General features: G+C 27.5%; 12 protein-coding genes. 1 reads left to right on the forward strand and 11 read right to left on the reverse strand.

The features are described from left to right. Positions 1-78 precede the first annotated feature (78 nt). The 6 genes from QOZ84_RS13795 to queG form a co-directional block, all read right to left on the reverse strand. The gene (locus QOZ84_RS13795; protein ID WP_284133525.1) at positions 79-927 is read right to left on the reverse strand and encodes a DegV family protein; all 849 of its coding nucleotides are present in this window, start codon (positions 925-927) and stop codon (positions 79-81) included. A 42-nt stretch (positions 928-969) separates the two neighbouring features. Further along, positions 970-1,440, reverse strand: coding sequence for a tRNA (uridine(34)/cytosine(34)/5-carboxymethylaminomethyluridine(34)-2'-O)-methyltransferase TrmL (gene trmL, locus QOZ84_RS13800; protein WP_284133526.1), 471 nt, complete (start codon positions 1,438-1,440; stop codon positions 970-972). 221 nt (positions 1,441-1,661) lie between these two features. Then, a complete protein-coding gene (locus QOZ84_RS13805; RefSeq protein ID WP_284133527.1) occupies positions 1,662-3,008 on the reverse strand; it encodes a VanW family protein in 1,347 nt (448 codons plus the stop codon). Further along, complete coding sequence (gene nth / locus QOZ84_RS13810; RefSeq protein WP_284133528.1) at positions 2,995-3,639, reverse strand: endonuclease III; 645 nt, start codon at positions 3,637-3,639, stop codon at positions 2,995-2,997. The genes QOZ84_RS13805 and nth overlap by 14 nt, the downstream gene beginning before the upstream one ends. Positions 3,640-3,842: 203 nt before the next feature. Continuing rightward, the gene (locus QOZ84_RS13815) at positions 3,843-6,092 is read right to left on the reverse strand and encodes a Lon protease family protein (RefSeq protein ID WP_284133529.1); all 2,250 of its coding nucleotides are present in this window, start codon (positions 6,090-6,092) and stop codon (positions 3,843-3,845) included. A 138-nt stretch (positions 6,093-6,230) separates the two neighbouring features. After that, positions 6,231-7,136 carry a tRNA epoxyqueuosine(34) reductase QueG gene (queG, locus tag QOZ84_RS13820; protein WP_284133530.1) on the reverse strand — a complete coding sequence of 302 codons (906 nt, stop codon included), beginning with the start codon at positions 7,134-7,136 and terminating at the stop codon, positions 6,231-6,233. A gap of 64 nt (positions 7,137-7,200) precedes the next feature. On the opposite strand from queG, the gene QOZ84_RS13825 reads away from it, so the two are divergent. Beyond that, complete coding sequence (locus tag QOZ84_RS13825; RefSeq protein WP_026900076.1) at positions 7,201-7,605, forward strand: RusA family crossover junction endodeoxyribonuclease; 405 nt, start codon at positions 7,201-7,203, stop codon at positions 7,603-7,605. Between the two features lie 124 nt (positions 7,606-7,729). Here QOZ84_RS13825 and QOZ84_RS13830 read toward each other — a convergent pair whose 3' ends face one another. The 5 genes from QOZ84_RS13830 to QOZ84_RS13850 all read right to left on the reverse strand — a co-directional run bounded on the left by QOZ84_RS13830 (position 7,730) and on the right by QOZ84_RS13850 (position 13,012). Continuing rightward, positions 7,730-8,725, reverse strand: a complete 996-nt coding sequence (locus QOZ84_RS13830) for an aldo/keto reductase (protein ID WP_284133531.1) — start codon at positions 8,723-8,725, stop codon at positions 7,730-7,732. 32 nt (positions 8,726-8,757) lie between these two features. Then, the gene (locus QOZ84_RS13835) at positions 8,758-9,594 is read right to left on the reverse strand and encodes a deoxyribonuclease IV (protein ID WP_284133532.1); all 837 of its coding nucleotides are present in this window, start codon (positions 9,592-9,594) and stop codon (positions 8,758-8,760) included. Positions 9,595-9,679: 85 nt separating this feature from the next. Further along, positions 9,680-10,246, reverse strand: a complete 567-nt coding sequence (locus tag QOZ84_RS13840; RefSeq protein WP_284133533.1) for an ArsR/SmtB family transcription factor — start codon at positions 10,244-10,246, stop codon at positions 9,680-9,682. Between the two features lie 84 nt (positions 10,247-10,330). Continuing rightward, positions 10,331-11,248 carry a glutaminase A gene (gene glsA, locus QOZ84_RS13845; protein ID WP_284133534.1) on the reverse strand — a complete coding sequence of 306 codons (918 nt, stop codon included), beginning with the start codon at positions 11,246-11,248 and terminating at the stop codon, positions 10,331-10,333. A 96-nt stretch (positions 11,249-11,344) separates the two neighbouring features. Continuing rightward, on the reverse strand, positions 11,345-13,012 hold the full coding sequence (locus QOZ84_RS13850) for a nucleoside kinase (protein WP_284133535.1): 1,668 nt from the start codon (positions 13,010-13,012) through the stop codon (positions 11,345-11,347). Between the last annotated feature and the right edge of the window lie 28 nt (positions 13,013-13,040).

The raw sequence follows: 13,040 nt of genomic DNA on the forward strand, positions 1-13,040 counted from the left end.
TTTCACAAGAAAACATTTGCATTTTTTTCAAAAATAAAAAAAGACCTTCAAAATGAAGATCTTTCTTAATGTGACATACTATTTATTTTTGAGACATATAATCACAGTTGAGCCAGGTCCCGCATGAGAACCTACACATGTTCCTACTTGGAAATATAATATTTCTTTTGGATTAAATTCTTCTTTAACTGCTTCTGTTAATTTATCTTTTTCTTTAAAATCATCACTATATCCTATACATATAACTTGATTTGTTAAGTCAGTTCCACAGTTTTCTTTTATTAATTCTATCATCTTCGATATAACATGTTTCTTTCCTCTAACTTGACATACTGGTGAAACTAATCCATTTTTTATGTCTAGTATTGGTTTTATATTCAATATGCTTCCTATTGCTGCTTTAGTAGAAGATATTCTTCCACCTTTTTGCAGATATTCCAATGTATCTACTGAAAATAAAACATAAGTTTTTTCTCTTAATTTTTTTATTTCATCTAATATTTCATCTATATCTTTTCCTTGTTGTGCAAGTTCAGCCGCTTTAACAACTAAAATTCCTATTACATAAGAAAATGTTTGAGAATCATAAGTATATATTTCACCATCTATATCATTTTTAGCTAACACTGCACTTTGATATGTTCCTGTTGCTACTGATGATCCTGCTATGTAAAGTATTTTTCTTCCTTCATTTACATATTTTTCAAAAACCTCTTTAAATTGAGGGTAAGTTACTTGAGAAGTTTTTGGATATGCATTTTGTTCTCTAAGTATTTTATAGAATTCATCATTAGATATATCAACACCATCTTTATATTCTTTATCATCTAATATAACAGTTAATGGTACTACTTCTATGTCATATTTATCTATTAATTCTTTAGGTATGTCCGATAAACTATCACATATTATTTTTATTTTATTCATTACACATGCCCCCTTATTAAACTATATTCAGGATAATTGGGATTATCTCATATTTGGATAACCTAATTGTCTCAATGCTTCAAATACAACTATAGCAACTGAGTTTGATAAATTTAACGATCTAGCTTTTTCAAGATTTATCATAGGTATTCTTATACAAGTTTCTAAGTTTTCGTTTATTAATGTCTCCGGTAATCCTTTTGTTTCTTTTCCAAATACTATAAATGAATTTTCAACAAATTCTACATCTGAATGTGATTGATTAACTTTTGTAGTTGAAAAGAAGAATTTTCCGTTCGGGTTTTTTTGTACCACTTCTTCAAAACTGTCATAGTACTGTATATTCGCTATATCCCAATAGTCAAGACCGCTTCTTTTTAAATATTTATCTTCAAGTGAAAATCCTAACGGTCTTACTAAGTGCAATGTTGTTCCTGTTGCAGCACATGTTCTTATTATATTTCCAGTATTTTGAGGTATTTCTGGTTCTACTAAAACTACGTTTAATGCCATATCTGTTCTCCTTATCATTTTGTAAATAAATCATTACATTTATTTTGTTTAAATCAAACTTAATTGTATCAAGCTTAATTATTTTACATTCTAATATTTCTCATTTATAATTATAACAGAAAATCACTTTTCTAAAAACTCACTTTAAAAAACTTATATTTATACATTTATATAAAAATTAAAATCTCCTACCAAAGTTATGCAGTAGGAGACTTTATGTCTTATACAACTTGTTCTTTAAATTCATCATTGTTCTTTTCTTTAATTCCATTTATTATTATTTTGTCCATAGGAGGATAATAACTTTCGTGTATAAGTTCTTTTGTTTTATCTTTATACATTCTAAAAGTATTTATTGTATAACCTTCTCTTCCTCTTTGATATAGCGCTTTTTCTCCTTTGTACAATTCATTGCTATTTTTCACTTTTACTTTATATGGTACACGTTTAACTATTTCTGTTACTATTTCAATTTCTTTTTTATATTCTTCGCTTCCATAAATTGTAGAAACAACTTTATTTCCATCTATTTTTTGAACAATAAATATTGGGCTTTCAAAGTTATTTTTAAATCTTAAATCCACATCTCCATTAGTAATAGTAGCATCTCTTCCTTTTGGTATATATGTGCTTGGAATACTATGGTTTCTAACATTTGTTATCTCGAGACCTGCATAAAGTGCTGCATTATATAAAGTACTTGAAACTTGACATATACCTCCCCCTAATCCTGGTTCTAATTTTCCATTTATTATAACTGGAGCCTTCTTAAATTGGTTTGTAACTTCTTTTGTTTTCACATATGAATTGAATGAAAATTCTTCATTTGGATTTAACAATATATTATTTATTGTATTTGCACTAACTTGTATATTATTAACTCTATTTGAGGATTTAGGATTGAAATTTGTCTCATAAGTTCCTAAAATTGAATTCACCTTGCACAAATCATCATATCTATATTTCGGATTAACTACTATTGTCGGAATCTCTGCTTTATCATAAGTTATTTCATTTATTTTGTTTATTATGATATTTTTTAATTTACTATCATCTAAGTCTAACCCATATTCCTCTTTTCCATAAGTTAATATATCTTTATCTAATTTAATAGTTGCATCTATAGGATCTTTTTTTATATCATTTTTTATATATTTAATATATTCATTGATTTTATGTTCATCAATCTTCTTTTCTATATTAACATTTAATTTTTCCCCTAAATCCAAGTCTATTTTTGTTTTGATGTTTGAAATTATATTTTTATTTCTATCTAGGTTATATGCTTTGTCTACACTTTCATTTATTTTATAAACTACACCTATGTCATTCATATCTAGATTATAAATTTTATCATTGCTAGAAAAACTAATTTTACTATTACTATTTATGAAGGTTTCAATTTTTTCTTGCGCTTTTTCTTTAGTTAATCCTGAAACATCAATATTTTCTATTGAAATATTTTTGTGTATTGTGCCTTCTTTATTTGTAGCTTGTACTAAACTTGTGTTTCCTAAAAAAAAGATTCCTACTGACAATACTACTGCTATTATTTTAAGTCGTCTCACCGTTGTCATTCCCTTCTTTATAGTAATTACAATCATTTTTTATAGGGCAAATCTCACATTCAGGCTTTCTTGCTTTACAAATTCTCCTTCCATGGAAAATCAAAAGATGATGAGCATGAGACCATCTAATTTTTGGTATTGCGTCCATTAGTTCAAATTCAGTTTTTTCTGGTGTTTTAGTATTTACTATTCCTATTCTATTTGAAACTCTAAATACATGGGTATCAACTGCCATAGCATCTACATTAAATACATTACTAAGTACTACATTAGCAGTTTTTCTTCCAACCCCAGGTAATTTTATTAATTCTTCTAAGGTATTCGGCACTTCTTCGTTATAATCATTTAATAGTATTTGAGATGTTTCTTTTATTTTTTGCGATTTACTTTTATAGAGACCGCAACTTTTTATTTCTTCACTAATTTCTTCTATACTTAAATTTGCAAAAGCTTTAGGTGTATTATATTTTTCAAATAAACTTTTAGTTACTTTATTTACCCTCACATCTGTACATTGTGCAGATAATATTGTTGCTATTAAAAGTTCAAATGGTGTAGTGTAATTCAACTCACATTTTGCATCTGGATAAGTATCTTCTAATACATCTAATATCTTGTTAATTTCTTTCATAATAATTCCCCCTTTAAAAATTCTTTTATTAATATATTATCCTTCATATCGAACAATATATAACAAATTTTATTATCATAATTATGTAATTTTTTCTTATTTATTTTTTTCAACATAAAGTGCATTAAATTAAAAAAAGAAAGCAAAAAATTATATTATTTTTGCTTTCTTTTTATTTTTACCCATTAAATTATTTAATAAAACTATTCTTTTATTTTATTTTGAATGTTGCTAAATTCACGTAATTTTTCTGTTGTTATTTTCTTAATTTGTTCAAATTTCATATCTGTTAAAATTTCAAGTGCTTCTTCTATTCTATCAATTTCATAAATTTTAAATTCACCATTTTCAATAGCTTCATTTACTTCATCACTTAAAACTAAGTTTCGGCTATTATTTCTTGGAATTATTACACCTTGATTTCCAGTTAATCCTTTTCTTTTACAAGTTGAGTAAAAACCTTCTACTTTTTCAACTATACCCCCTACAACTTGTATCTCTCCTTTTTGATTCATAGAACCTGTTGCTGCTATGTTTTGCTTTAGAGGTATCTTGCTTATTGATGATATTAAAGCGTATACTTCAGCACCAGTTGCACTATCTCCATCTACGCCACCATAGTTTTGTTCAAAACAAATATAAGCATTTATTGATAAAGGAAATTCTTGAGCAAAGTTTTCTGATATATATCCACCTAATATCAATACACCTTTATTATGAATAGGGCCACTCATATTGACTTCTCTTTCTATATTAACTATTCCTTTACTTCCTGGACTAGTTGTTACTGTTATTCTTGATGGTCTTCCAAAAGAATATTCTCCCATATTTAATACAGATAATCCGTTTATAACTCCAACTCTACGGCCTTGAGTTTCCATTAGTGTAAATCCCTTTTCTAATGATTCATCTATCTTACTTTCTATTCTACTTAGTCTCTTCCTTCTTTCATCTATTGCCTTTTTTATATCCTCTTTGTCAACATACTCAACACCTCTAATAGTTGCATATGCATCTCCTTCTACAACAATTTCTAGTATCTTGTTAAATTGAGTTGAAAGTTTATAGTTATCTCCTGTTATTTTTGTACTAAGCTTAATAACCTCTTTTACTGCATTGTAAGTAAAGTGTTTAAGGTTATTTCTATTACATTGTAATGCTATAAATCTAGCTATACCCTCTTCATTGCATTCATTTTTATCCATTTCATCATCAAAATCAACAAATATCTTGAAATATTTGTTAAAATCAGGATCATAATTGTATAATAAATTATACGTATAGTTATTTCCTATTAAAATAACTTTCATATCTATAGGTATACTTTCTGGTTTTATAGATGTTTGAGTATCTACGCTTATTTTTCTGGATTGAATTGTTCTTTTTAATATGTCCCAAGATAATCCATATCTTAATAACTGATCTACGTATAAAACTAAATAACCTCCATTAGCCTTGTGTACTGCTCCTGGTATTAATTTTGTAAAATCAGTTTTTACATTTCCATTATAATAATCATATTCTGCTTTACCAAATAAATTAGATGGATTCGGATTCATTTCAACAATTATAGGCGCAGTTGAATTATTTTTATCGCTATCATTGTCAACAAACAGATTTACTTTATACTTTAAGAAGTGATCTTTGTCATATTTATCTTTTAATTCGTCTTCATCCATATAAAATAAGTACACATACTCTAATATATTTTTTTTCATATTATTTAAATATATTTTAACTTTATCGTATTCTTCATATTTTTCAGTTAAAGATTGTATATATGGGTCAATTACAAATTTAGCAACTTCTTCTTCTAGTTCTAATAATGCTTCTTTTGCTGCATCTTCTACATCTCTTATTTTATAAACTACTTGAATTGCCATATTTTCTAATTCTCGTTTTACTTTATAAAATTCTTCACTATCTTCATAACTATCATCGTCATCTTTATCTTCACTTTTTATAGGTATAAACACCATACCTACTTTACTATTTTTTAATTTAAATCCTTTTTCTTCTCCATATTTTTTTATTTTTTTCAATAAAGCATCTTTTTGTATTTCATAATCATCAATAAGTTGATTTTTTCCTATCTCAAAATCTTCACTTTCAAATGTATCTTTTAATTCATCTAGGAGTGTTTCTATAAGTTTTTCTATGTCTTTTTTAAATACTTTTCCTAATCCTTTTTCAAGGCCAATCACAGAAGGCTCTCTAGGGTGTTCAAAATTATATACATAGCACCAATCTTTATGTGCACTTTTTTGGGATGCATATTTTTTCAATGCTTTAATAGCGTATGTTGTTTTACCTGTTCCTGATTCTCCAGCTAAGTATATGTTATAGGCAGGGTTATCAATTTTTAATCCTATCTCCATTGCATCAATAGCCCTTTTTTGACCTAATATGCTTTCTAGAGGTTCTATTTCAGATGTATTTTTATACGTTAACATAAACCTCTCCCCCTTCTTTTCTTTTTTACATTCTATGTGTAATAGCTTGTATATGTTGATAGAATAAAAATAAAATGTTATTGTACTTCACTAAATTATTGTTTTATTGATAATATAAAAAAGAAGCCTTTTGACTTATTAGTCATCAGACTTCTCTTTTAGTAATTCTAAATTTCTCTTAATTATATTTTTCCCTCTCCAGCTAAAAGCTCTATCTCCGTATCTTCTCTTAAATTCTTTATTTGATATATCATTAATTTCTTCATAATCTAATCTATATATTATATCATCCATAAAGTCTGCTATATCAGTCTTAGATATATTTTTATTATGAGGACATACATCTTGGCATATATCACATCCAAATATACTATTACTACTTGTTAATATTTTTATTTCTTCATCACTCAATTCTTCTTTCTTTTGTGTCAAATAAGATAAACATCTCTTAGGATTCATCTCAAAATTTCCTAAAAGAGCATTTCCCGGACAATATTCTACACACTTACCACATTTTATACATGTTTTTAGTAAGGGTTCATCAGGGTAAAATGCATAATTATTTATAATATATCCTATAAAAACATATGAACCATATTCGTCTGTTATTATGTTATTATTTATCCCAAAATATCCTATACCTGCTTTATACGCCAAATTTCTGTCTACCAATGGCCCATTATCTACAAATATTTTATACTCAAAACCTTTAATATTTGATTCTAAAAAATCACATATTTTTTGAAGGCTATTCTTTGCTACAATATGATAATCTTTTCCATAACAATACTTAGATAAATTAGAATTTTCTTTTTCTCCTATATAATATGGAAATGCGCATACTATTATAGATTCTGCATTTTCCATTGTATATTTTGGATTCATTCTTTTTTCGATCATTTTCTCTTCCATCCCAGTTACATGTCCATTTGATAATCTACGCTTTACTACTCTTTCTAAATTCTTATCTACTTCAACACTTGCTATGCCTACACATTTCAATCCTAGTGATGCACAAAATTCTTTTAATTTATTTTTGTTCATAAAATATCCTTTCATTAATCTCTCATTAGATTTATAATAACTAAGGTGTAAGGATGGTGATAATTTGATTAAATTAGTAATACCAGGTAGACCTATAAGTAAATCCAATTTCAAACTTCATAATATTCACGGTCAGGCATGGATGCCATCAAGCGGTAAACATTCTAAATATTTAGCTTATGAAAATATGATTGCCGGTTTTATAAATCAGCAATATGATGGTGATACTATTACAGAAGATTTAATTATGATACTAAAATTATATTTCCCTGATAAACGCATGGGAGATTTACACAATTACCCTAAAAGTATATGTGATGGTATTGAAAAAAGTGGCATTATAAAAAATGATAAACAGCTCAAACCTGTTTTATTGTTTGATTTCATAGATAAAGAAAATCCACGTGTTGAAATAGAGCTTTATCCACTTTCTAAATATAATGTATCTTATAGTATCGACCCAATATAATTAGTTTTCTTTGTATTTTATGTCACGCTAGCGTGACATTTTCAAATAAATAGAACTTAATAATTACATATGTAATTATTAAGTTCTATTTATTATTGTCTTTTTTTATTTTTATAATTCTACACTATCCAAGTTTTACTGATACATCTTTTAACATATCTCTAATAGGAAGTTCATATGGACATTTAGTCTCACATAATCCACAATTTATACATTCATTTGCTTTTCCGCTTATAGCTTCATATCTTTCTACTGCCCATTCTTTTAAATTATATCTGGTATAATATCCTTCTAATAAAAAGTTTGTAGGTATATTTACTCCTACAGGACATGGTAGGCAATATTCACATCTTCTACAAAATCTTTTTCCTAAGCTATTTCTTATCTGTTGTATTTTATCATTATCGGACTTTGTTAGTTGTAAGTCTTCTAATACAGAAACATTTTGATTTACTTGTTCAATACTGTCCATACCTGGTATAGCAACATCTATATAATCTTTTGAAAGTATATATTTTATAGCTAAAGTAGCATCATCTAGTGCCCCTCCTGCTAAAGGCTTCATAACAATAACTCCTATGCCTCTTTCATTCGCTTTTCTAAATACTTCATCTGCTTGGTCTTCTACTATATTGTATGGAAATTGAATTGTAGCAAATTTATCATCTTCTACTGCTTTTTGCATTGTTTCTAAGCTATGACTAGTTATTCCTATGTGTTTTATTTTTCCAGAATTTTTAGCTTCTAATAACGCTTTATATGCCTTATTATCATCAAATATAGTATCATATTCTTCACTTTTAAGGTTATGAATTTGATATAAATCAATACAATCAGTTTTAAGATTTGATAAACTTATTTGTATATCATTTTTCATACCTTCATAATCCCTAGACATACTTTTAGTAGCTATAAAGAATTTATCTCTTTTTCCCTTTAGCGCATTACCTATATACTCTTCACTTACAGTATATCCTCTTGCTGTATCTATAAAATTTATTCCTTGCTTTTCTAGTTCGTCAATTACTTTAAATGTATCATCTTGAGTAATTCTTTGTATAGGTATTCCACCAAATCCTACTCTTTTAATATTCATATTAGTTTTTCCTAATAATCTCATTATTTCCCCACCTAACTATTTGAAATATATTTTTACTTGCTTTTTAATATATCTTTTATCATTTTTATTTCTCTTTTATGACCTTCTTCTTCAAGTGGTGTTTCTAAGAAAAATGGAAGATGACTTATGCTTGGATGCGTCATAAAGTTAATTATTGCATCTAATCCTATTTTACCTTCTCCTATTACCGAATGTCTATCCTTTTTATCTCCAAATGGCATCATACTATCATTAAGGTGTATTGCTTTTAATTTATCTAATCCAACTATCTTATCAAATTCTTCTAAAACTCCATCCAAATCATTTACTATATCATATCCTGCTGAAAAAATATGACATGTATCTAAGCATACACCCATTCTTTCACTATGTTCTACTCCATCTATTATTCTTTTAAGATGTTCAAATTTAAATCCGATTTCAGTTCCTTTTCCAGACATAGTTTCAAGAAGTATAGTTATTTTCTCATCACCCTTTATAGATTCATTAAGCGCATTAACTATTCTATCGATTCCAAAATCAACTCCTCCTCCAACATGACTTCCTGGATGGAAACATAGATACTCAACTCCTAAAAACTCCATTCTCTCTATATCTTCTTTTATAACTTTTCTAGCAAACTCATATACTTCATCTTTTGCTCCACCTAAATTCATAGTGTAAGGTGCATGAGCTAATAAAGGTCCAAAGTTGTTTATTTTTCTTATTTCTTGAAATTTAGCTATATCTTTTTCGTCAAATGCTTTAGCATTTCCTCCTCTTGGATTTCTGCTAAAAAACTGAAATGTATTTGCTCCTATTTCTATTGCAACTTCTGCTGCTTTTTTATATCCTTTTGATATCGATATGTGTGGTCCTATTACTAACATGTATATTCTCCTTTTATGTTTTATTAATTGTTTATATTATTTAATTATACCCAAAAAAATAAGTATCAACAAAAGTTGACACTTATTACATATTAAATATTTTTTTCTCTAACATAGGTATAGTTAAAACTGCTATTTTATATCCTTGATCTATATCCATCTTTTCTCTCGATTTTAAAATTTCATCTATTTTTGATTTCATAGTATTCTTTAAATCATTAACTTCATCTAAGCTTAAAGAAAGTTCATTGTAGTCAATGATGCTATCATTTGACAATTGTTCTTCCTCCGCTGCATGATAAAATAATTCACTTATGTTTTCAAATTTAGATATGCATAATTTTTCCGATTTTTGTTCATTCTCTAATGAAAAATCTAGCACTTTTTTTCCTATTACTATGTTTTTTGCTTTTGGGTAATAATACTTTTCTACTATTCCTGATTTTACTTTTTCCTCTACTAACTCTAATATACCCACCTTATAAAGAGTTTTTATGTGATAGTTAATCTTAGCATGAGGCTCATCTAATAATTGTGATAATTGTTTCGCTGATAAAGGCGATTTATTAAATGTTTTTAGAATATCTATTCTTCGAGGATGCGCAATAGCTTTTATACATTCTAAATCTCTTAACACAAGTACTTGTTTCATTCCCCCACCCCTAAAAAAAAGATTTTATGTTATTTTAATTTAATTATATATTACCTATATGTAGTTGTCAAAAAATTCTATCTTTTAGAATATATTCAAATTTAATTTTTTAGATAGGTCTTCTAATATTTTTACTCCTGCAACACTGTTTCCTTTTTTGTCTAAAGATGGTCCATAAACTCCAATACCCATGCTATTTGGAACTGATGCCATTATGCCCCCTCCAACACCAGATTTAGCAGGTATTCCAACCTTTATAGCAAACTCTCCAGATGCATCATACATACCACATGTAACCATGAAAGTTTTAACCATTCTAGAAACTCTCTCACTTATTAATCTTTCACCATTTTCTACATCAATACCATAAGATGCAAGATTCATACCTATTCTTGCTAAATCTACTGCATCTATTTCTAAAGAACACTGTTTAAAATACAAATCTAATACTTCTTCTACATCACCATCAATGAATCCATCATTTTTAAGAAGGTATGCCATTGCTCTATTTCTATCTCCGCTCACTTTTTCTGACTCATAAACATCATAATTAATCCCTATATTGTCATTTTTAGCTAATCGTCTAAAAAACTTTAACATTCTCTCTTCTTTTTCTTGAGGAGTAGCTCCTTTTATTAATGATGTTGTCACTATAGCTCCAGCATTTATCATAGGATTGCACGGTTTTTTTGTATCATTTGTTTCTAGCTTCATTATAGAATTAAATGGGTCCCCACTTGGTTCCATCCCAACTTTTGAAAAGACATCAATCCAATCATTATCCATTAAAGCCATTGCAAGTACTATAGTTTTTGATATACTCTGTATTGTAAATTTAGTTTCACAGTCTCCCACTTTATATACATTATTATCTTTATCTATTATACATATTCCCAAATCATCTCTATGTGCATTTTTTAATTCAGGTATATAACTAGCCACTTGACCATAATTCACGTATTTTCTATTTGTATCTAACACTTCTTTAAGTATTCTTTCCATATTTACCTCCTTATTTAGTTATATTTCTAAATATATGCTAGTTATATAATACAAAAGGTCCTGACATTCTGTCAATATCAGGACTTTTATATATCTCTAGTCTACTATTTTACTACCGCCTATAAACTCTCTCAATATAGATGTGAAAGGTATATCTGATGTGTCTTTCAATTCAGTAAAATATTGAAGAAACTTAAGCAATCTATTCGCTTCTATATATGATGGATTTTCTATTGAGATTTCTTCTAATAATGGTTTTGCATATGTTTTTAAAATAGATAATTCATAAACACATGCAGAGTTAAATATTATATCTGCTTCTTCTTGATAAGGGAATATATTTTTCTTTTCACCACGTCTTACAGATTCCCATTGCATTATTGTTTTTTCTGCGCTATAACCTCTAAAATTATAATCTCTAACCATTCTTCTTATTAACCTTAAGTCAGTTGTTGGAATTCTATTATGGTCATCTAAATTTATTTGAGTAAGAGCACTTATATATATCTTGAATTTATCACTATCTGGTATAGATTTAGTTAACATAGGATTTAATCCATGTATTCCCTCTAAGATTATTGGCTGATTTTGATTTATTTTTAGTTTTTTACCAGTTTCTTCTCTTATACCTAGCTTAAAATTAAACTTTGGTAAGCTTATTTCTTTCCCATCTAATAAATCTTTTAGATCTTTATTAAATCTTTTTAAATCTATAGCTTCTATACATTCAAAATCCAAATTTCCAAACTCATCTAAAGGAGTATCTTCTCTATTGACAAAATAATCATCTAAAGATATCGAAACAGGATTTAAGTTGTTAACTCTAAGATGTATTGATAGTCGGTTGGCAAAACTAGTTTTTCCTGATGAAGATGGTGCTGCAATTAATACTACTCTTTTATCTTTTTCTTTTATTATATCTGCTATTTGAGAAAGTTTTTTCTCATGTAGTGCTTCAACTATTCTTATTACCTCTCCATACTCATCGTTTCCTATTATTTTGTTAAGCGTTGTTACTTTGTCTACACCTATAAGTTTTGACCATTTTTCTGCTTCTTTATATATATTTGCAAGCTTTGGCTGTTGCTTGAATTCCACACATAAATTTTTGTTAAATTCACTTGGTCCTAAAAGAATAACTCCATCATTATATAATTTCAAATCAAATGTTTTTATATATCCTGTTGATGGTAACATGTATCCATAAAAATGATCTATATAATTGTTACATTTATAAAGTTTTACATCATCATATTCTTTATATTTTAATAGTTCTGCCTTTTCATGGAGACCACAACTTTCAAATATATCTATTGCTTCACCTACATTAGTTGATATTTTTTCTATTTTATAATTACTTTTTACTATCTCATTCATTCTTTGCTTTATGTTATAAATATCATCTTCATCTATTTTTTTATCTATGTGAACTTCACAATACAAACCATTAGATAAAGAATGCTCTATTGTAACTCTACTTTCTTTAAATAGTTCATTACAAGCCATTATAAACACAAATGACATTGTTCTTGAATATACTCTCATCCCATCTGGTGTACTTGTATCTAAAAATCTTATTTCAGAGCCTTCATTAATTTGATGGCTTAATTCTCTTAATTTATTTTCTACAATAGCAATAGTTATGTACCCTTTATAACTTTCACTGATTTCTTTTGCTATATCCTCTAACAATATAGAAGAGTATCCGTCTTTAATACTATATTGCATCGCTTTCCCATCAATGTTTAAATTTATATTCCTCATATTTCTCCCTTCTCCTACATACAGGAAA

Source organism: Romboutsia sedimentorum, assembly GCF_030131845.1.
Taxonomy (GTDB): Bacteria; Bacillota; Clostridia; order Peptostreptococcales; family Peptostreptococcaceae; genus Romboutsia_D; species Romboutsia_D sedimentorum.